Consider the following 19,996-nt stretch of genomic DNA (forward strand, 5'->3'; position numbering starts at 1 on the left):
CGGCTCACTCGACCCAGCGCGTGAACGCCTCGACCGGCTCGCGCGGCGTCGGCATGCCGTTGACCGGCGCCGACTCGTCGGCCCAGCCGAGCGCCATGCTGCACACCATCATCTCCTCGGCGCCGGCGCCGATGTGCGGCAGCACGATCTTGGTGTACTTGCTCCAGGCCTCCTGTGGGCAGGTGTGCAGGCCGCGCGCCCGCGCCGCCAGCATGATGTTCTGCAGGAACATGCCGTAATCCAGCAGGCTGCCTTGGCCCATGATGCGGTCGATCGTGAACACTAGGCCGACCGGCGCATCGAAGTAATGGAAGTTGCGCTGGTGCTGCGCATGCATCTTGTCCTTCTCGCCCTTGGCGATGCCGAGCAGGCCGTACATCGTCCAGCCGAGGTGGCGACGCCGACCCAGGTAGGGCTCGACCCACTGCCGCGGGTAGTAGTCGTAGTCGGCGCGGTACTGGGCGTCGAGTTCGGGGTTCTGGTAGATCGCGTCGTGCGCGGCGCAGACCTTCTGCACCAGCTCGTCACGGCGCTGGCCCTGCAGCACGTACACCTTCCAGGGCTGGGTGTTGGTGCCGGACGGCGCGCGGCTGGCCACGCGCAGAATGTCCTCCAGCATCGCGCGCGGCACCGGCTGGGGCAGGAAGGCGCGCACGCACATGCGGCTTTCGATCGCTGCATCGACGCTGGCCGGATCCTCGACCCTGACACTTACGCGGGACATTGCAGTTGCTCCAGCACGGCCTTCAACGCAGCCGGCAGCGGCACCGGCCGTTGCGTCGTGCGATCGACGTAGACGTGGACGAAATGCCCTTTGGCGGCGGTCGTCGGCGCGCCTTCGGCGAACAGGCCGACCTCGTAGCGCACGCTGGAGCCGCCGATGCGCGCCACCCGGATGCCGGCCTCGACGTTCTGCGGAAACGCCAGCGGCGCGAAGTAGTGGCACTGCGTCTCGACCACGAAGCCGATCACCGTGCCGGCCGCGGTGTCGAGCACGCCCTGCTCGATCAGGTGCGCGTTGACCGCGGTGTCGAACCACGAGTAGTAGACGACGTTGTTGACGTGCCCATACTGGTCGTTGTCCATCCAGCGGGTGGTGATGGTGCGGAAGGCGCGGTAGGCGTCGCGCGCTTCCGGTCGGGGTCGGTCGGGCGTGTTCATCGCGCCGCATTCTGCCAGCGGCGCCAGTATTCCAGCGCGATGCCGAAGGTGTTCATCTGCACCTGCACCGTGGTGGCGATGTCGTGGCCGTACCCGCCCGCCATGCTGAAGGCCAGCGGCAGCCGGCGCTGCCAGGCCCAGTCGAACACGCGCCGGTCGCGCGCCTGCAGGCCGTCGTAGCTCAGCCGCAGCCGCCCCAGCCGGTCGCCCTCGTGCGGGTCGGCGCCGGCCAGGTAGAACACCGATTCGGCATCGAAGCGCCGGTCCAGCTCGTCCAGCACCAGATCGAGTGCGGCCAGGTAGTCGTCGTCGCCGCTGCCGTCGGGCAGGCCGACATCGAGATCGCCGGCGACCTTGCGGAACGGGAAGTTGTTCTCGCCGTGCAGCGACAGCGTGAACACCGAGTCGTCGCGCGCGAAGATGGCCGCCGTGCCGTTGCCCTGGTGCACGTCGAGGTCGATCACCGCGACGCGCGGACGGCGCGCGCCGGGATGGCGGCGTAGGTGCTCATGCTGCAGCAGGCGCGCCGCCACGGCCACATCGTTAAAGACGCAGTAGCCGGCCCCGGCTTCGGTGCTGGCATGGTGCGTGCCGCCGGCGATGTTGGCGGCCACACCTTCCACCTGCGCCATGCGCGCGGCCTGGATGGTGGCGCCGACCGAACGGCGCGAGCGCTCGACCATGGCCTCGCTCCAGGTAAAGCCGATCTCGCGCTGCACCCGCACGTCCAGCGTGCCGCGCGCGACCGCCCCGATGTACTCGGGCGTGTGCACCAGCGCCAGCGCCTGGTCGCCAGCCGGTTCGGCCTGCGCCAGCGTCAGGGCCGGCAACTCGGTGGCGATGCGGTCGCGCAGGCGCTGGTAGCGCTGCATCGGAAACCGGTGCCCGGCCGGCAGCGGCAGCACGAACTGGGTCGAGTAGAACGCCTTCATCGGGGGCGCCGGTACCGGAAGTTAGATCGCCACATCTAAAAATGCTGCATTGCACAAAAACGACTTGCAATCGATGCCGACCGGCCTAAAATTCACAGGCATGCTGCACTGCAACATAACAAGCGTTTCTGGGCAGCAAGATTGAAACCCCATCCACCATTGTCTAGGAGAGACACCATGCTGACCCCCGAACAACTCGTCGCCACCCAGAAAGCCAACCTGGAAACCCTGCACGGCCTGACCGCCAAGGCCTTCGAAGGCGTTGAGAAGCTGGTCGAGCTGAACCTGCAAGCCACCAAGGCTGCCCTGAACGAGTCCGCCGAGCACACCCAGGCCCTGCTGTCCGTCAAGGACGCGCAAGAGCTGATCGCCCTGCAAGCCAGCCTGTTCCAGCCGCTGGCCGAGAAGGCCGCCGCCTACAGCCGCCACCTGTACGACATCGCCTCGGGCACCAGCGCCGAGTTCAGCAAGGCCTTTGAAGGCAAGCTGGCCGAGAGCCAGTCGCAGTTCGCCTCGGTGGTGGACAACATGGCCAAGAACGCCCCGGCCGGCTCCGAGACCGCCGTTGCCATGATGAAGAGCGCCGTGGCTGCCGCCAACAACGCGTTCGAGTCGGTGCAGAAGGCCGTCAAGCAGGCTTCCGACGTGGCCGAAGCCAACTTCAACGCCGTGACGACCAGCGCCACCAACGTCGCCAAGTCGGCTACCAGCGCCGCTGCCAAGAAGCGCTAAGCACGCCGCTCATCCCGGCCGGCCAGCCGACCGGGGTGACGAACAGCTTGCCCGGCACTCGGCCCAGCCCAAGGCGGCCGAGTGACCAGAGCAAAGCCCGCTGCCCAGGTGGCGCCGGCTTTGCTCTGGTTCCCCCAAGGGACCAACTGCTTGTCTCCTCGGGTCCTTTCGACACCCCAACGGGTTCAGGGATCCCTTCAAGGGCTGATCGCAAGATCAGCCCTTTTTTTGCGTCTCCCAGCCGGTGCCGCGTCAGCAAGGGCGCATTCACTGCCGCGTCAACGGAATGCAGGCTGTTTGCGTTGGATCAACGAATGCAATTGAGAACGATTATCGTTTGATGTATCATTCGCACCCTTCAATCTCCACAGCCCGCTCGCAAGGAAGCATCCGCATGAAGAAGAAAACCCTGGCCCTGGCCGTTGTCCTGGCGGCAACCTGGGGCGCCACGGCGCAGGCGCAGGATCAGGTGCTGAACCTGTATTCGGCTCGCCACTACTCGACCGACGAAGCGCTCTACAACGACTTCACCAAGGCCACCGGCATCAAGATCAACCGTGTCGATGCCGACGACGCCGGCATCATCGCGCGCCTGAAGGCCGAAGGCAGTGCCTCGCCGGCCGACGTGATCCTGCTGGTCGACGCCGCGCGCCTGTGGCGCGGCGAGCAGGACGGCTTGTTCCTGCCGGTGAAGTCCAAGCTGCTCGGCGATGCCATCCCGACCAGCCTGCGCGCTTCGCCGGCGGCCGACGGCGGTACGGCCTGGTACGGCTTCTCCACCCGCGCCCGCGTGGTGGTGTACGACAAGGCCAAGGTGCAGCCCGCGGACGTCGACACCTACGAGGAACTGGCCGACGCCAAGAACAAGGGCAAGCTGTGCATCCGCACCGGCACGCACCCCTACAACCTGAGCCTGTTCAGCGCCGTCACCGAGCACCTGGGCGCGCAGAAGGCCGAGGCCTGGCTCAAGGGCCTGGTGGCCAACATGGCGCGCGCGCCCAAGGGCGGCGACACCGACCAGATCCGCGGCGTGGCGTCGGGTGAATGCCAGATCGCCGTCACCAACAGCTATTACCTGGCGCGCCTGATGCGCTCCGACAAGCCGGAGGATCGCGCGGTGGCTGAGAAGGTCGGCGTCGTGTTCCCCAACCAGTCGAGCTGGGGCACGCACGTCAACATCGCCGGCGCGGCGGTGGCGCGCCACTCCAAGAACGTCGACAACGCCGTCAAGTTCCTCGAATACCTGGCCAGCCCGTCGGCGCAGAACCACTTCGCCAACGGCAACAACGAGTGGCCGGTGGCCAAGGGCGTGGCCACCGACAACCCGGCGCTGAAGGCAATGACACCGGACGGCCAGTTCAAGAGCGATGCGATCCCGGTCAGCGTGCTGGGCGCCAACCAGCTCAAGGTGCAGCAGATGCTGGACCGGGTCGGCTTCAAATAAGCTGCGGCGCCATCTCGCGCTGCAACGGGTCGCGCCCATGACGCGGCCCGTTTTCGGTTGATCCGCTCAGTTCGGCAGCACCCGGATCAGCCGTCCGTTCGGGCTGTCGGTCACCACGTAGAGCAGGCCATCCGGCCCCTGGCGCACGTCGCGCATGCGCTGGCCGACATCTTCGAGCAGCTTGTGCTCGGCCACCACCTTGCCGTCCTTCAGCTCGACGCGGTTGAGGTACTGGAATTTCAGCGAGCCGACGAACAGGTTGCCTTTCCACCCGGGTCCATAGCGGTCGCTGCTCAGGAAGGCCATGCCCGATGGCGCGATCGAGGGGGTCCAGTGGTGCAGCGGCTGCTCCATGCCCGGCTGGCTGCTCCTGCCGCTGCCCACCGGGCTGCCGTCGTAGTTGACGCCGTGGCTGATCACCGGCCAGCCGTAGTTGCGGCCCGCTTCCGGCCGGTTGATCTCGTCGCCGCCGCGCGCGCCGTGCTCGTGCATCCACAGGCGCCCGTCGGGGCCCCAGGTCGCGCCCTGGCCGTTGCGGTGGCCGTAGCTCCAGATCTCGGGCAGCGCGCCGGGCTTGCCGACGAAGGGGTTGTCCCTGGGCACCGTGCCGTCCTTGCCTACACGCACCACCTTGCCGTGGTGGTTGTCCAGGGTCTGCGCGTCATCACGGCGGCTGAAACGGTCGCCCAGGGTCAGGAACAGCGTGCCGTCGGGCCGGCCATCGACGCGCCGCTCGACGATGCGGCAGCCGAAATGCAGCGTGCTGCCGTACTTGGGCTGCTGGCTGAAGATGATCCTGACGTCTTCCAGCCGCTTCAGATCGGGCGCCAGCCGCGCACGCGCCAGCGCCGTGCTGTTGGCGGTTCCCTTGCCGGGCTCGCTGAAGCAGAAATAGATCGTGCGGTTGCGGGGGAAATCCGAGTCGGTGATGACGTCGAGCAGGCCGCCCTGCCCGCCCGCCGCCACCTCGGGCAGGCCGGCCAGCGGTGCTTGAAGCTTGCCATCAGGTTCGACCACGCGCAGGCGCCCCGGCCGCTCGGTGACCAGGAAGCGCCCCTCCGGCAGGAAGGCCACGGCCCACGGATGCTGCAGGCCGCTGGCCACAGTCTGCGCCCTGGGCATCGCATCCTGCGCCAGCGCCGGCAGGCCCGGCGCGACCGCCAGCGCAGCAGCCACGGCCGCGCGCACTGCGCTCCACCTGCCGGCAGCCGTATTGAAAGCAGTGATCACGTCACGGACTCCCCGGCGCCCAGCGCGCCTGTCGCGGGCATTGTGCCCGCCAACGGCGCCGTGCCGCAATGCCGCGCTACGCTGCGTCGCGCAGCAGTTCGCGCGCGATGATCAGCAGCTGCACCTCGCTCGCGCCCTCGTAGATGCGCAGCGAGCGAATCTCGCGGTACAGCCGCTCGACCACGATGCCCTGCGTGACACCAAGCCCACCGTGGATCTGCACCGCCGCATCGATCACCTGCTGCGCGCCCTCGGTGGCCGCCAGCTTGGCCATCGCAGCGGCGCGCGTGACACGCTCGCCGCGGTCGCGCTGCCAGGCGGCGCGGTAGACCAGCAGCGCCGAGCTGTCGATGGTGAGATCCATCTGGGCGAGCTTGGCCTGCGTGAGCTGGAAGTCGGCCAGGGTCTGGTTGAACATCCGGCGCGTGGTGGCGCGCTGCACCGCCTCCTGCAGCGCGCGCCGGGCGAAGCCGAGCGCGGCGGCCGCGACTGAGGTACGGAACACGTCCAACGTGCGCATCGCCACCTTGAAGCCCTCGCCGGGCGCGCCGATGCGCTGCGACAGCGGCACCCGGCAATCGGTGAAGCGCAGGCGCGCCAGCGGGTGCGGCGCGATGACATCGATGCGCTGAGAGACCTCGAAGCCGGGCGTGCCGGTCTCGACGATGAAGGCCGAGATGCCGCGCGAGCCCTCGGCCTCGCCGGTGCGCACGAACAGCGCGTAGAAGTCGGCGATGCCGCCGTTGGAGATCCACGACTTCTCGCCGTTGATCACCACGTGGTCGCCGTCGATGCGGCCACTGCATTCCATCGCCCCGACGTCGGAGCCGGCGTTTGGCTCCGACAGCGCGAACGCCGGGATCAGCTTGCCAGCCACCACGCCGGGCAGGTAGCGCTGGCGCTGCTCGGCGCTGCCGGCGATGCTGATGGCGCCCGAACCGAGGCCCTGCATGCCGAAGGCGAAGTCGGCCAGGCCGCTGTGGCGCGCCAGCGTCTCGCGCATCAGGCACAGCGCGCGCGTGTCGATGCGCCCGCCGGCGTCCTCGCCTTCGAGCGCCACCGCGTGCTTCAGCCAGCCGCCTTCACCGAGCGCCCGCACCAGCGAGCGGCATTCGGCGTCCAGGTCGTCGCCGTGCTCGCCGCTGACATGCCGGCTGGCCCAGGCGTCGAGTTCGCGCGCCAGCTTGGCGTGCCGTGGCTCGAGGAACGGCCACTCAAGATAAGTCGTGTCAACCATGTTGCTTCCCCTCGTTGGGATCTTGCTTGTCGTCCGCCGCGTGCCCACGCGCCCCATCAGCCGCCAGCCGCGCCTGGTAGAGCTCCCAGCCCTGCGGCGTCACGATGCCCCGCAGCAGCATGTCGAAGCCGGCAGCGAAGTACTCATCCAGCGTCACCAGCGCGTGCAGGCGCCACGACTTCAGCGCCCAGTTGTGCGCGAAGGCAACGAACTGGTAGGCCGCGATCACGGGGTCGACGTCGCGGAACTGGCCGGCGCCGATGCCGTCGCGGATGCAGTTCTCGATCAGCGCGTTGGTGTCGATCTCGGCCTGCTTGATGGTTTCGCGGTGCGCACGCGGCAGCACCTTGGTAGTGCGGTAGGTCAGCACCGTCGCGTCCATCTTGCGGTCGATGACGCCGCAGTAGGCGCGCACGCCGGCGCGCAGCTTGTCGACCGGCTGCTCGAACGCCGCCATCGCCGGCGGCAGTTCGATGCGGTACGAATCGACCACCGTCAGCAGCACCAGGAACAGCACGTCCTCCTTGGTGCGGGCGTAGTGGTAAATCAGGCCGGTGCTGATGCCGGCGGCGGCGGCGATCTCGCTCACCGTGGTGGCCTCGAAGCCCTTGCGCGAGAAGAGTTCAGCCGCCGCGGCGACGATCTGCTGGCGCCGGTGCGCGACCAGGTCATGGTCCGCGGGCTGCGCCCGCACCTGCGGCACCTCGCTCAGGCTGATCGGGCTGGTCATGGGGCGGCGGGGCATCGGTGGCTGCGTGCGGCTCGGCTCAAGCGGCTCAATCGCCCTGGAACTCGGGCTTGCGCTTGTCGACGAAGGCGCGGTAGGCGCGGCCGTAGTCGCGCGTCTGCATGCAGATCGCCTGTGCCTGCGCCTCGGCCTCGATCGCCTCGGCGATGCCCATGCTCCATTCCTGCTCCAGGCATTTCTTGGTCATGCCGTGGGCGAAGGTCGGGCCGGCGGCCAGCTCGCGCGCCAGCGCGTCGGCGCTGGCATGCAGTTCCTCGGGCGCCACCAGGCGGTTGTAGAAGCCCCAGCGCTCGCCCTCCTCGGCCGTCATCACGCGGCCGGTGTAGAGCAGCTCGGAGGCGCGGCCGTGGCCGATGATGCGCGGCAGGATCGCGCAGGCGCCCATGTCGGCGCCGGCCAGGCCGACACGCACGAACAGGAAGGCGGTCTTGGCGCGCGTCGTGCCGAGGCGCAGGTCCGAGGCCATCGCCAGGATCGCGCCGGCGCCGGCGCAGATGCCGTCGACGGCCGCGATGATCGGCTGCGGGCAATGCCGCATCTCGATCACCGCGTCGCCGGTCATGCGGGTGAATTCCAGCAGGCCGGGCATGTCGTCGTTCTCCTGCATGCGCACCAGCGGGCCGATGATCTCGTGCACGTCGCCGCCGGAGCAGAAGTTGTCGCCGGCGCCGCGGATCACCACCACCTTCACGTCCTTCGAGTAGCGCAGCTCGCGGAACAGGTCGCGCAACTCGCCGTAGGAATCGAAGGTCAGTGGGTTCTTGCGCTCCGGCCGGTTCAGCGTCAGCGTGGCAATGCCGTCCTGGACTTCCCACAGGAAGTGCTCGGCACGGTACGAGGCGCCATCGAATGTCTTCATGAATTCATCCTTTCATCAGGGGGTTCGGACAAGGGTTTGCGCTTGCTTGACGAGCGCGATTGACAAATTCTGCGGCATCAGTCTAGCATTGATTGAATAGTCATTCAATGTCTCTTTTTTCCTGCTCCCTGGCGCCATGTTGAACCTGGAATTCTTCGGCACCCGTGCCGTGCTGACACTGGACCGCCCGCCCGCCAACGCGATCAACGACGCCTGGCTGGACCACTTCCACGAGGCGCTCGACACCGTCGAGGCGCTGACGCAGATCGCCGTGCTGCACCTGCGCAGCGCGCAGCGCCTGTTCTGCGCCGGCGCCGACCTGCACCTGATGTCGGCGTCGATCGAATCGGCCGAAGGGGTGGATGCCATGCTGGCGGTGGCCGAAGGCATGCAGCAGGCCTTCGACCGGCTGGCTGCGCTGCCGACGGTGACGCTGGCCGAGGTCGGCGGCGCAGCCCTGGGTGGCGGCTTCGAGCTGGCGCTGGCCTGCGACCTGCGCATGATCGCCGACGAGGCCCAGGTCGGCCTGCCGGAAGTGCGCCTGGGCCTGCTGCCCGGCGCCGGCGGCACCCAGCGCATGGCCGCGCTGTGCGGCGCGCCGACCGCCAAGCGCCTGATCCTGGGCGGCGAAACCATCCGCGGCGCCGAGGCCGTGGCGCTCGGGCTGGCGCAGTGGAGCGCGCCGGCCGCCGAACTGCCCGCGCTCGCGCACGACAAGGCGGCCGCCCTGGCCGCCCTGCCAGCCGCGGCGCTGGCCGCGTGCAAGCGCTGCATCGATCTCGCCAGCCCGCCGCAACCGGCCGGTTACCTGACCGAGCTGGCCGAAACCCGCCGGCTCTACGCCAGCGAGCCCACCCGCACCCTGGTGCGGGCATTCATCAGCAAGAGGAAGACCTGAACCATGAAACTTGAAGGCAAGACCGCGGTCGTCACTGGCGCCGCATCCGGCATCGGACGGGCCACCGCCGACGAACTGGCGCATGCCGGTGCCACCGTCATCGTCGCCGACATCAACCGCGAGGCCGGCGAAGCGGCTGCCGCCGAGCTGAACGCTTCCGGCGCCCACGCCCGCTACCTGCCGCTGGACGTGTCCGACCTGGCGTCGATCCAGCAGTTCGCCCTGGATGCCGTCGGCGTCACCGGCCAGGTCGACATCCTGGTCAACGGCGCCGGCTGGGGCAAGATCCAGCCCTTCATGGAGAACACGCCGGAATTCTGGCAGCGTGTGGTCGCCATCAACTTCACCGGGCCGGTGGCGCTGGCGCACGCCCTGCTGCCGGGCATGATCGAGCGCCAGCAGGGTCGCATCGTCAACATCTCCAGCGATGCCGGGCGTGTCGGCAGCCTGGGCGAGACCGTGTACGCCGGTGCCAAGGCCGGCCTGATCGGCTTCACCAAGTCACTGGCGCGCGAACTCGCGCGTTACAAGATCAACGTCAACTGCGTCTGCCCCGGCCCCACCGACACGCCGCTGCTGCAGGCCGTGCCCGAGAAGCACCGCGAGGCGTTCCAGCGCGCAATCCCGATGCGGCGCTTCGGCAAGCCCTCGGAGGTGGCTGACGCGGTGCTGTTCTTCGCCAGCGACCGCTCCAGCTACATCACCGGCCAGGTGCTGAGCGTCAGCGGCGGCCTGACGCTGGCCGGCTGAAACCGGGATCCGCCACGCTGCAGGGACAGCGACAGCGCCCGCCACCGATCACGCCATCACCAGCGGTTACGAGAGTTGCCGGACCTTGTCAAGCATGCCAGCAGTATCTTGTCGGATTTCGGGTACAAATCGACGGGAATTTGTCCTACACTACGCCCGCCGCAGCCTCCAGAGCAGTTCAAGTGACTCAGGTTGCAGCGATCACCGCCTTGCACGGCCCGCTATCGGGCCGTGCTCCGTCCGTGACCCAGAACAAGCAAAACGGGATTCATGTCGAAGAAAATCGCTGCCCTGATCCTGCTGGCCGCCTGCGGCCTGTCACCTGCCCAAGCCGCCCCGGGACAGGACGAGATCGAAAAATTCCTGCTCCAGAACGGCCTGACCACCAGGCTCGGTGACACCATCCACGAAGCGACCGATCGCGCCGCCAAGCTGATCAGCAACGCCATGGATGCCATCGGCGTGCGCTACCGGCTGGGCGGCACCTCGGCCGAGACCGGTTTCGACTGCAGCGGCCTGGTGCTGACGGTGTTCCAGCAAAGCCTGGGCCTGAAGCTGCCGCGCACGGCGGCCGAGCAGGCGGCCGCCACCACCCGGATCGACAAGGCCGACCTGAAGCCCGGTGACCTGGTGTTCTTCAACACGCTGCGCCGCGCCTACAGCCATGTCGGCATCTACCTCGGCGAGGGCCGGTTCATCCACGCACCGCGCACCGGCGCGCGCGTGCGGGTCGAGAACATGAACGCCAACTACTGGGAAAGCCGCTTCAACGGCGCCCGTCGCGTGCTCGACGAACTGGCCTCATCCAGCACCGCCACCACCACCAGGAACGTGCTGCCGCGCGTGCTGGAGCGTGAATCTCCGGCACCGTCCAGGGTGCGGCTCGGCGGCGATTCGGGCAAGCCTGCCACGGCGGCGCCCGCCGATCCGGGCGTGGACTTCAGCCACATCTGATCGGCAGCGCCGGACGCTAGCGACGATGGGCCCTGCGGGGCCCATTTGCCGGGCGCCGCGCCGTCAATCGTCGCGCGCGGCCAGGCCCGGAAACAGCACCTCGGTGAAGCCGAAGCGCGTGAAGTCGCGCACCCGCATCGGATACAGCTTGCCGATCAGGTGGTCGCACTCGTGCTGCACCACGCGGGCGTGAAAGCCTTCCGCCTCGCGCTCGATCACGTCGCCGTAGGGATCGAGGCCGCGGTAGCGGATGCGCCGCCAACGCGGCACCAGGCCGCGTAGCCCCGGCACCGACAGGCAGCCTTCCCAGTCTTCTACTTCTTCGTCGGAAAGCGGTGTGATGATCGGGTTGCACAGCACCGTGCGCGGCACCGGCGGCGCGTCGGGGTAGCGCGGGTTGACGGCATCGGTGCCGAAGATCACGAGCTGCAGGTCAACGCCGATCTGCGGCGCCGCCAGGCCGGCGCCGTCGGCCGCGCGCATGGTGTCGATCATGTCGCGCACCAGCAGGTGCAACGCATCGGAGTCGAACGCGGTGACAGGCTGGGCAGCGCGCAGCAGGCGCGGATCGCCCATCTTCAGGATCTCTTGAACGGCCATGGCCGCATCATCGCCGATCGCGCGGCAGCCACCGCGCCGCTGCAGCAATCAGCGGCGGCGACCACCCCGACTGCCGAAATCTCCCCGATGACCACCGCCACGATGCGACCAGTGGCCACGGTGTCCGCCCCGGTCGCCGCGCCAGTGGCGCCCGCTGCCGCTGCCGAACCAGCCGTGGATGCCGATCGACACCGGCGGCGCGGCGTAGTAGGGCCGCGACCAGTACGGGCTCGCGTAGTACGGCGCGCCGTAGTAGTACGAGGGGCCGGGCTGCACCACCATCGGCGCGCCAATCTCGTAATACGGATCCACCGGCGCCACCACGCAGCCGCCCAGCGCCGCCAGCATCATGCCGGCCAGCAGCAGGCCGGAGCGCCGGATCCAGGAAGATGAGCATCGAACCGCCATGTCGGCTTCTCCGTGAAAGACCATTTTCAAACAACGCCCCAACCCATGTCGGGCGTTGACCACCAATGTAGCGGCGACAGGTAAAGTTGCCGAGCCGCCTCAGGCCGATGCGGGCAGCGCGCCGCCAGCGCGCGCCTCCGACGCCAGCCAGGCCGCGCCGCGCACGCCCGAGGAGTCGCCGTGCAGCGCCGGCCGCAGCACCGTGCGCACCACGTCGCTGAACACATGCGGCGCCCACAGTCGGGGCACCCGTTCATACAGCTCGGCCACGTTGCTCATGCCGCCGCCGAGCACGATCACCTGCGGGTCAAGCACGTTGATGACCGAGGCCAGCGCGCGCGCCAGCCGTGCGGCATAGCGCCCGAAGCTGGCCTGCGCGGCCGCGTCACCGGCGCGCATGGAGGCGACGATCTGCACCGCATCCAGCGCCACGCCGGTAACCGCGGCGTGGTCGGCCGCGAAGCCGGGCCCCGACAGCCAGCATTCCAGGCAGCCGCACCGCCCGCACCAGCAGGCCGAACGATCCAGTTCCTCGCGGCTGATGAGTGGCAGCGGGTTGTGGCCCCACTCGCCCGCCACGCCGTTGCAGCCGTGCAGCACCTGCCCGCGCACGGCCACGCCAGCGCCGACGCCGGTGCCCAGGATGGCGGCGAACACCACTTCGGCACCGGTGCCGGCACCGTCCGTCGCCTCGCTCAGCGCCAGGCAGTTGGCGTCGTTTTCCAGCCGCAGCGGGCGCTTTAGCAAGGCCTGCAGATCATCTCGCAGCAACCGGCTGTTAAGCGCGGTGGAATTCGCGTTGCGCACCCGCCCGTTCAGCGGCGACAGGCTGCCGGGCATGCCGATGCCGAGCGGCAGGCCGCTGGCGCCCAGACGCGCCTCGGCCTGCGTCACCAGGGCAGCGATCGCCTGCAAGGTGCCGGCGTAATCGCCCTGCGGCGTCGGCACGCGCTCGCGCAGCAGGAAAGCGCCCTGCCCGTCCAGCGCCGCGATCTCGATCTTGGTGCCGCCGAGGTCGATGCCGAGGCGCACGCCAGGCACCGTGCTCATGCGCTGTCGTCGAGCAAGGCACGCATGGCCGCTTCGTCGATCACCGCCACGCCCAGCTCGCGCGCCTTGTCCAGCTTGCTGCCGGCCTCCTCGCCGGCAACGACATAGTGCGTCTTCCTGCTGACGCTGCCCGACACCTTGGCCCCGGCGGCCTCCAGCAGCTCCTTGGCCTCCTCACGGCTCAGCGTGGGCAGGGTGCCGGTCAGCACGAAGGTCTTGCCAGCCAGCGGCAGCAGCGCGGCGGGCACCGGTTCGCCCTCGGGCCAGTGGATGCCGACGGCGCGCAACTGCTCGACCACCTCGCGGTTGTGCGGCTGCCGGAAGAAGGTGTGGATGCTGTCGGCGATCACCGGACCGACGTCGGGCGCCTGCAACAGCTGATCGACCCCGGCCGCCATGATGGCGTCAAGCGTGCCGAAATGGCGTGCCAGATCCTTGGCGGTGGTTTCACCGACGTGGCGGATGCCGAGCGCATACAGAAAGCGCGCCAGCGTGGTGTGCTTGGATTTCTCCAGCGCCGCCAGCAGGTTCTGCGCCGATTTCTCCGCCATGCGGTCGAGCGCCGCCAGGCTGACGAAGCCCATGCGGTACACATCGGGCAGTGCCTTGACGACGTTGCCGTCGATCAGCTGGTCGACCAGCTTCTCGCCCAGGCCCTCGATGTCCATGGCGCGGCGCGACGCGAAATGCAGCAGCGCCTGCTTGCGCTGCGCCGGGCAGAACAGTCCGCCGGTGCAGCGGTGGTCGGCCTCGCCTTCCTCGCGCACCACCGCGCTGCCGCACACCGGGCAGTGCGCCGGCATGCTGAACTCGGGCGCGTCCGCGACCCGCTTGTCCGCCAGCACCGACACCACCTCGGGAATCACGTCGCCGGCACGGCGCACGATCACCGTGTCGCCCACGCGCACGTCCTTGCGGCGTGTCTCGTACTCGTTGTGCAGCGTGGCGTTGGTGACCGTGACGCCGCCGACGAACACCGGCTCGAGCTTGGCCACCGGCGTCAGCTTGCCGGTGCGGCCGACCTGCACGTCGATCGCCTGCACCGTGGTCAGCTGCTCCTGCGCTGGGTACTTGTGGGCCACCGCCCAGCGCGGCTCGCGGGTGACGAAGCCGAGCTGCTCCTGCAGCGCCAGGCTGTCCACCTTGTAGACCACGCCGTCGATGTCGAACGGCAGCGCGTCGCGCTGGGCGGCGACGTCGGCGTGGAAGGCGATCAGCTCGGCCGCACCGTGCGCGCGCCGGATCAGCGACGACACCGGCAGGCCCCAGGCCGCGAGCGCCTGCATCACGCCCCAGTGGGTATCGAAGCGGGGACCGCCCTGGTCCGGCGGCGTGAGTTCGCCCAGACCGTAGGCGAAGAAGCTCAACGGGCGCTGCGCCGCGATGGCGGGATCGAGCTGGCGCACCGCACCAGCAGCGGCGTTGCGCGGATTGACGAAGGTCCGCGCCGCCCTGTCGCCGGCAGCCATGCGCTCGCGCATGCGCTCGTTCAGTGCCTCGAAGTCGTCGCGGCGCAGGTAGACCTCGCCGCGCACTTCCAGCAGCGTGGGCGCGGCACCCGCCAGTCGCAGCGGGATCTGGCCGATGGTGCGGATGTTCTGCGTCACGTCCTCGCCGGTCTCGCCATCGCCGCGCGTGGCCGCCTGCACCAGCACGCCGGCCTCGTAGCGCAGGCTGATGGCCAGGCCGTCGAACTTGGGCTCGGCAACGTAGTCGATCGGCGGCGCCTCGGCCGGCAGCTTCAGCTCGCGCCGCACACGGACATCGAAGGCCTCGGCGCCGGCGGCCGTGGTGTCGGTCTCGGTGCGGATGCTGAGCATCGGCACCACGTGGCGCACCGGCACGAAGCCGTCGAGCACGCTGCCACCGACGCGCTGCGTCGGTGAGTCCGGCGTGCGCAGCTCATGGTGCGCCGCTTCCAGCGCCTGCAGCTCCTGGAACAGGCGGTCGTACTCGGCGTCGGGAAGCTCTGGCGCGTCGAGCGTGTAGTACTGGTACGCGGCGCGGTTCAGCACCCGCCGCAGCTCGGCGGCGCGGGCGGCAAGTTCGGCTTCGGTATCCATGGCAATTCCCGCCCCGTCATCTGCCGGGCATCCGGCGCCGACTCAACTGAACAGCCTTCGCGCCTGCGGCGAGCCGGCGGCCAGGTCGTGCTGCTCCAGCGTGTCGTACAGGCGATCGAGATCGGCGCCGATGGTGTCGATCATCTCCGGCCGCAGCGGCTGGCCGGCGTCGTCAGTGATCAGCCCGTCCATGGCCTCGGCCAGCGCGAAGGCGGCCTCGCGCAAGCGCACGAAGGGCTGCTCGTGGCGCTGCACCTGCGGCACATCGAGGTTGAGCGTGACTTCCCTGATCGCCGCCTGCGTCGGGTCCTCGGCCAGCGCCGCCTGGGCGTCGAAGCTCAGGTCCAGCATCGACGGCAGGCCGGCCGTGGCCGAAGGCAGCACCATGCGCCCGGGCACCACGCCGGCGACGAAGCCCAGCCGCGCCGCCTGCTGGTGGATGAAGCCCGGGCTCCAGCTGGCGCCGCGCGCGCGCAGCGTGAAGCCCAGCTGCGCATCGTGCTGGCCGGCGAACTGGTCCAGCTCGCGCGCCCGCGCCACCTCGTGCAGCATCTCGGGAAACTCGGGCGCGCCGCCGACCGCATCGGCATAGCGCTGCGCCTTCATCACGAATTCTGAGTACTCGATCTCGTTCAGCGCGCCGGTGCGGTTGGCCAGTTGCACGCCGGCCTGCAGCGTGGTGTAGCGCTGGCCAGCGACCGGAAACTCCCATTCCTGGGTCTGCTCGTTCTGCCCCTCGACGGCAAAGGGCTTGCTGCCGACGCGGCGCGTGTGCGGCAGCGCGGCCAGCAGCGCGTCGCCCGAGACCACGCGGCCATCGAGCGCGATCGGGGCGACGACATCGATCAGCGCATCGAGCCGCGGGCGCTTCTCGGGCGTCAGCAGCGGCCCCAGCGGCGCGTTGGCGTCGAACGAGGGCTCGACCCGCTCGGCGGTATCCGCCGGCGCACTGTCGATGCCCGGCTCCACGCGCTCGGCCTCCGGCACCTCGACGGTGCCGCGCGGCCGCGCCTGGCGCGGCTCGTTGCGGCGCGCGTTCCAGGTGTTGTAGGCGATCACGCCGCCGAGGATCAAACCCCCGGCGACGGCCAGGCCGACTTGCAAGGAACTCATGTTCGTGTCGCTCCGTCTTCAACCGCACAACAGGCAGTCACCGAATCGAAGGGCCGCGGAGCCGGCCATGCCAGTGAACGCCATGCCCGGACCTGTGCCGGGCATTGGCGTTGTCCCTCCTCCCGCAGGAGAGGGGGGACGGCGCGCAGCGACTCAGGGGGGTGTCTCATACTTCCGCCATGCCGACGGCGCTTTCCATGTCCACCGCCACGATGCGCGACACACCCTGCTCCTGCATGGTGACGCCGATCAGCTGCTCGGCCATTTCCATCGCGATCTTGTTGTGGCTGATGAACAGGAACTGCGTGTCGCGGCTCATGCGCGTGACCAGCTTGCAGTAGCGCTCGGTGTTGGCGTCGTCCAGCGGCGCGTCGACCTCGTCCAGCAGGCAGAACGGCGCCGGGTTGAGCTGGAAGATGGCGAACACCAGCGCGATCGCCGTCAGCGCCTTCTCGCCGCCCGACAGCAGGTGGATGGTCTGGTTCTTCTTGCCGGGCGGTTGCGCCAGCACCTGCACGCCGGAGTCGAGGATCTCCTCGCCGGTCATCACCAGCTTCGCCTGGCCGCCGCCGAACAGCTCGGGGAACATGCGGCCGAAGTGCTCGTTGACGGTGTTGAAAGTGTTGCCGAGCAGGTCGCGCGTCTCGGCGTCGATCTTGCGGATGGCGTCTTCCAGCGTCGCCATAGCGTCCATCAGGTCGGTCGACTGCGCGTCGAGGAACTGCTTGCGCTCGCGTGCCGCGCTGAGTTCCTGCAAGGCCGCCAGGTTGACCGCGCCCAGCGCCTGGATCTCGCGGTGCAGGCGCTCGATCTCGCCCTGCAGACCTTGCAGCCGCACGTTGCCCTCGGTAATCGACTGCTCGACCGCGGCCAGGTCGGCCTCGGCGTCCTGCAGCAGCTGCGTGTACTGCTCGGTGCCCAGGCGCGCGGCCTGTTCCTTGAGCTGCAGCTCGGTGATGCGCTGGCGCAGCGGATCGAGCGCGCGCTCCAGTGCCAGCCGGCGCTCGTCGGAGGCCCGCAGCTTGGCGGTCAGGTCGTCGTAGCTGCTGCGCTGCGCACCCAGGGCCTGCTCGCGCTCGATTTTCAGCGCCAGCGCGGACTGCAGGCCGGCCTGCGCGGCAGCGTCGGTCAGGCGCGTGAGTTCTTCCTGCGCGCGCTGCTGCTCGGCCTCGATGCCGGCGGTCTGGCTGGCGGCGGTGTCGATGGTGCGCGCCAGTTCGGCGCGGCGTGCCTCCAGGCTGCGCTGCGCGAAGACCGCCTCCTGCGCCTGGCGTTCCAGCGTGCGCTGCTGCTCGCGCGCCTCGGCCAGCCGGCGCTCGGCCTCGATCACGCGCTCGTCGAGCTCGGCATGGCGCTCCTGCGTGTCGGCCAGCTGCATGTCCAGCTCTTCGAAGCGCGCCTCGGCGGTGACGCGGCGCTCTTGCAGCTCTTCGAGGCCGGCATCGACCTCGGCCAGGTCGCCGGCGATCTGCTCGCTGCGGGCACGGGTCTGCTCGGCCAGCTGCGTCAGGCGCAGGGTCTCGACCTGCAGCTCGTGCGCGCGCTGCTGCGCCTCGGCAGCAGCGCGCCGGCTGCCGACCAGGCGCTGGCTGGCATCGCTGTACGCGGCCTCGGCCTTGATGAGGGCGGTGCGCGCCTCGTCGCTGATGAGTTGCTGCGCGCGCAGCTGTTTCTCGATGTTCTCGATTTCCTGCGCGCGCGCCAGCAAACCGGCCTGCTCGGAATCGGGCGCGTAGAAGCTGACGCCGTGCGCGCTGACGCAATGGCCGTTGGGCACGTAGATGGCTTCGCCGCTCTTGAGTTGCGCGCGCTGGGCCAGCGCGTCCTCCAGCGTGGGCGCGGTGTAGCAGCCGGCCAGCCAGTCGTCCAGCAGCGCCTTCAGGCTGGCCTCGTGCAGGCGCAGCAACTCGGCCAGGCGCGGCAGCGTGGCAGGCGACTCGGGCAAGGCCGCCACGGGCAGGTGGTAGAAGGCCAGCTTGGCCGGCGGTGCATCGCCGGCGAAGGCGCGCACCATGTCGAGGCGGCTGACCTCCAGCGCGCCCATGCGTTCGCGCAGCGCGGCTTCCAGCGCACTCTCCCAGCCCGGCTCGACGTGCAGTCGGCTCCACAGGCCCTGCAGGCCGTCCAGGCCGTGCTTCTGCAGCCAGGGCTGGAGTTTGCCGTCGGTCTTCACTTTTTCCTGCAGCGCACGCAAGGCTTCCAGCCGCGCCGACAGATCGGTCTGCCTGGCCGATTCGGTGTTGACGGCCTGCTGCGCGGCACGGCGCGCGTCGTCGAGCTGCGGCACGCTGTCCTGCAGTTCCTGCAGGCGCGCGTCGGCGACTTCGTGGTTCTCCTGCGCGCTGGCGAGTTGCGACTGCAGGTTCAGCAGGCGCTGCTCGTCGGGCGCGGCCAGGGCGTTCCGGTCGGCGCTCAGCTTCTCGCGCCGCGTGCCGAGCTGGCGCGACTGCTCCTCGATGCCGCGCTGCTCGGCTGCCAGCACCTGGATCTGCTGCTGCACCTGGGCCACCGCCGCGCGCTGCTCGCCGGACCGGGCCTGCGCCTGGCGCAGCGCGTCTTCCAGTTCGGGCAGCGCGCCCTGCTGCTCTTCGAGCTGTGCCGCCAGCGTGACGGACTGCTCTTCGGCCTCGGCGCCCTGCGCGACGATCGCCTCGATCTGGCTTTCAGCCTCGTCCTTGCGCGCGGCCCACTGGGCGATCTGCTCCTTGAGCTGCAGCAGCCTTGCCTCAGCGCGCTGGCGGCCTTCGACGACGAAGCGGATCTCGGCCTCCAGCCGGCCGACCTCGGCGCTGGCCTCGTACAGCAGGCCCTGAGCCTGATTCACCTGGTCGCCGGCGGCGTAGTGCGCCTGGCGGATGGTTTCCAGGTCGGCCTCGACATGGCGCAGATCGGCCACGCGCGATTCGAGCTCGTTGACGGCCTGCTCGGCCTCCTGCTTGAGCCGGACCTGACCCTCCTCGGCTTCCGAGCGCTTGAGGAACCACAGCTGGTTCTGCTTCAGCGTCGCCCCCGCCTGCAGGTCGTGGTAGCGCTGCGCCACCTCGGCCTGGCGCTCCAGCTTGTCCAGGTTGGCGTTCAGCTCGCGCAGGATGTCCTCGACGCGAGTCAGGTTCTCGCGCGTGTCGTTGAGCCGGTTCTCGGTCTCGCGCCGGCGCTCCTTGTACTTGCTGACGCCGGCCGCCTCTTCCAGGAACAGGCGCAGCTCCTCGGGGCGCGACTCGATGATGCGGCTGATGGTGCCCTGGCCGATGATGGCGTAGGCACGCGGCCCCAGGCCGGTGCCGAGGAACACGTCCTGCACGTCGCGCCGGCGCACCGGCTGGTTGTTGATGTAGTAACTGCTGGTGCCGTCGCGCGTCAGCACGCGCTTGACCGAGATCTCGGTGAACTGGCTCCACTGGCCGCCGGCGCGGTGATCGCTGTTGTCGAACACCAACTCGACCGACGAGCGGCTGGCCGGCTTGCGCGTGGTGGTGCCGTTGAAGATGACGTCCTGCATCGACTCGCCGCGCAGCTCGGACGCCTTGGACTCGCCCAGCACCCAGCGCACCGCATCCATGATGTTGGACTTGCCGCAGCCGTTGGGCCCCACGACGCCGACCAGCTGGCCCGGCAACATGAAGTTGGTGGGTTCGGCGAAGGACTTGAAGCCCGAGAGCTTGATCGAATCGAGACGCACTGGCGCGGCGGCCCGCAGGCCGGAAAGACGGGAACGGATGCGAAGCGGGAATGATACCGTGCGGCCGTCGCCTGCCCCGGCTGGGAACTGCCGGGCGGACCGGGCCGCCAGGCCGCCAGATCACTACGCTATCAATAG

18 protein-coding genes are annotated in these 19,996 nt (G+C 69.3%); 5 read left to right on the plus strand and 13 right to left on the minus strand.

Annotated elements, in window-relative coordinates; all coding sequences use genetic code 11:
* Window positions 1–4 precede the first annotated feature (4 nt).
* The 3 genes from PK606_RS01295 to PK606_RS01305 are packed head-to-tail and all read right to left on the minus strand — an operon-like array spanning window position 5 to window position 2,093.
* Window positions 5–724, minus strand: a complete 720-nt coding sequence (locus PK606_RS01295; RefSeq protein ID WP_324559745.1) for a nitroreductase — start codon at window positions 722–724, stop codon at window positions 5–7.
* Window positions 712–1,161 (minus strand): acyl-CoA thioesterase, encoded by a 450-nt coding sequence (locus tag PK606_RS01300; RefSeq protein WP_324559747.1) that lies wholly within the window; start codon window positions 1,159–1,161, stop codon window positions 712–714. Before PK606_RS01300 ends, PK606_RS01295 begins: the two co-directional genes overlap by 13 nt.
* Window positions 1,158–2,093, minus strand: a complete 936-nt coding sequence (locus tag PK606_RS01305; RefSeq protein ID WP_324559749.1) for a histone deacetylase family protein — start codon at window positions 2,091–2,093, stop codon at window positions 1,158–1,160. Before PK606_RS01305 ends, PK606_RS01300 begins: the two co-directional genes overlap by 4 nt.
* A 177-nt stretch (window positions 2,094–2,270) precedes the next feature.
* On the opposite strand from PK606_RS01305, the gene PK606_RS01310 reads away from it, so the two are divergent.
* Together PK606_RS01310 and PK606_RS01315 are read left to right on the plus strand one after the other, a co-directional pair.
* Window positions 2,271–2,825 (plus strand): phasin family protein, encoded by a 555-nt coding sequence (locus tag PK606_RS01310; protein ID WP_324559751.1) that lies wholly within the window; start codon window positions 2,271–2,273, stop codon window positions 2,823–2,825.
* Between the two features lie 394 nt (window positions 2,826–3,219).
* On the plus strand, window positions 3,220–4,269 hold the full coding sequence (locus tag PK606_RS01315; protein ID WP_324559753.1) for an extracellular solute-binding protein: 1,050 nt from the start codon (window positions 3,220–3,222) through the stop codon (window positions 4,267–4,269).
* Between the two features lie 66 nt (window positions 4,270–4,335).
* Here the strand turns inward: PK606_RS01315 and PK606_RS01320 are convergent, their stop codons facing one another.
* The 4 genes from PK606_RS01320 to PK606_RS01335 form a co-directional block, all read right to left on the minus strand.
* A complete protein-coding gene (locus PK606_RS01320; protein WP_502920770.1) occupies window positions 4,336–5,457 on the minus strand; it encodes a PQQ-dependent sugar dehydrogenase in 1,122 nt (373 codons plus the stop codon).
* Between the two features lie 118 nt (window positions 5,458–5,575).
* On the minus strand, window positions 5,576–6,736 hold the full coding sequence (locus tag PK606_RS01325) for an acyl-CoA dehydrogenase family protein (protein ID WP_324559755.1): 1,161 nt from the start codon (window positions 6,734–6,736) through the stop codon (window positions 5,576–5,578).
* Window positions 6,729–7,481 carry a TetR/AcrR family transcriptional regulator gene (locus PK606_RS01330; protein ID WP_324559757.1) on the minus strand — a complete coding sequence of 251 codons (753 nt, stop codon included), beginning with the start codon at window positions 7,479–7,481 and terminating at the stop codon, window positions 6,729–6,731. Before PK606_RS01330 ends, PK606_RS01325 begins: the two co-directional genes overlap by 8 nt.
* 31 nt (window positions 7,482–7,512) lie before the next feature.
* Window positions 7,513–8,343: an enoyl-CoA hydratase family protein gene (locus PK606_RS01335; protein ID WP_324559759.1), complete on the minus strand. Its 831-nt coding sequence runs from the start codon at window positions 8,341–8,343 to the stop codon at window positions 7,513–7,515.
* A gap of 136 nt (window positions 8,344–8,479) precedes the next feature.
* Between PK606_RS01335 and PK606_RS01340 the strand changes: the two genes are divergently transcribed.
* The 3 genes from PK606_RS01340 to PK606_RS01350 all read left to right on the plus strand — a co-directional run bounded on the left by PK606_RS01340 (window position 8,480) and on the right by PK606_RS01350 (window position 10,945).
* Complete coding sequence (locus PK606_RS01340; protein ID WP_324559761.1) at window positions 8,480–9,241, plus strand: enoyl-CoA hydratase/isomerase family protein; 762 nt, start codon at window positions 8,480–8,482, stop codon at window positions 9,239–9,241.
* A 3-nt stretch (window positions 9,242–9,244) separates the two neighbouring features.
* Window positions 9,245–9,991: an SDR family NAD(P)-dependent oxidoreductase gene (locus PK606_RS01345; protein ID WP_324559763.1), complete on the plus strand. Its 747-nt coding sequence runs from the start codon at window positions 9,245–9,247 to the stop codon at window positions 9,989–9,991.
* Window positions 9,992–10,261: 270 nt separating this feature from the next.
* Window positions 10,262–10,945, plus strand: a complete 684-nt coding sequence (locus PK606_RS01350) for a C40 family peptidase (protein ID WP_324559765.1) — start codon at window positions 10,262–10,264, stop codon at window positions 10,943–10,945.
* Between the two features lie 63 nt (window positions 10,946–11,008).
* On the opposite strand, the gene def is transcribed toward PK606_RS01350, so the two are convergent.
* The 6 genes from def to smc all read right to left on the minus strand — a co-directional run bounded on the left by def (window position 11,009) and on the right by smc (window position 19,858).
* Window positions 11,009–11,545: a peptide deformylase gene (gene def / locus PK606_RS01355; protein WP_324559767.1), complete on the minus strand. Its 537-nt coding sequence runs from the start codon at window positions 11,543–11,545 to the stop codon at window positions 11,009–11,011.
* 48 nt (window positions 11,546–11,593) lie between these two features.
* A complete protein-coding gene (locus PK606_RS01360) occupies window positions 11,594–11,953 on the minus strand; it encodes a flagellar basal body L-ring protein FlgH (RefSeq protein WP_324559770.1) in 360 nt (119 codons plus the stop codon).
* Window positions 11,954–12,052: 99 nt separating this feature from the next.
* The gene (locus tag PK606_RS01365) at window positions 12,053–13,003 is read right to left on the minus strand and encodes an ROK family protein (RefSeq protein ID WP_324559772.1); all 951 of its coding nucleotides are present in this window, start codon (window positions 13,001–13,003) and stop codon (window positions 12,053–12,055) included.
* Entirely contained in the window at window positions 13,000–15,066 is a 2,067-nt protein-coding gene (ligA, locus tag PK606_RS01370; protein ID WP_324559774.1) for an NAD-dependent DNA ligase LigA, read from the minus strand. The genes PK606_RS01365 and ligA overlap by 4 nt, the downstream gene beginning before the upstream one ends.
* Before the next feature lie 42 nt (window positions 15,067–15,108).
* A complete protein-coding gene (locus PK606_RS01375) occupies window positions 15,109–16,179 on the minus strand; it encodes a cell division protein FtsZ (protein ID WP_324559776.1) in 1,071 nt (356 codons plus the stop codon).
* Between the two features lie 166 nt (window positions 16,180–16,345).
* The gene (smc, locus tag PK606_RS01380) at window positions 16,346–19,858 is read right to left on the minus strand and encodes a chromosome segregation protein SMC (RefSeq protein WP_324559778.1); all 3,513 of its coding nucleotides are present in this window, start codon (window positions 19,856–19,858) and stop codon (window positions 16,346–16,348) included.
* Window positions 19,859–19,996 lie beyond the last annotated feature (138 nt).

It is taken from the genome of Ottowia sp., assembly GCF_035444425.1.
Lineage (GTDB): Bacteria > Pseudomonadota > Gammaproteobacteria > Burkholderiales > Burkholderiaceae_C > Ottowia.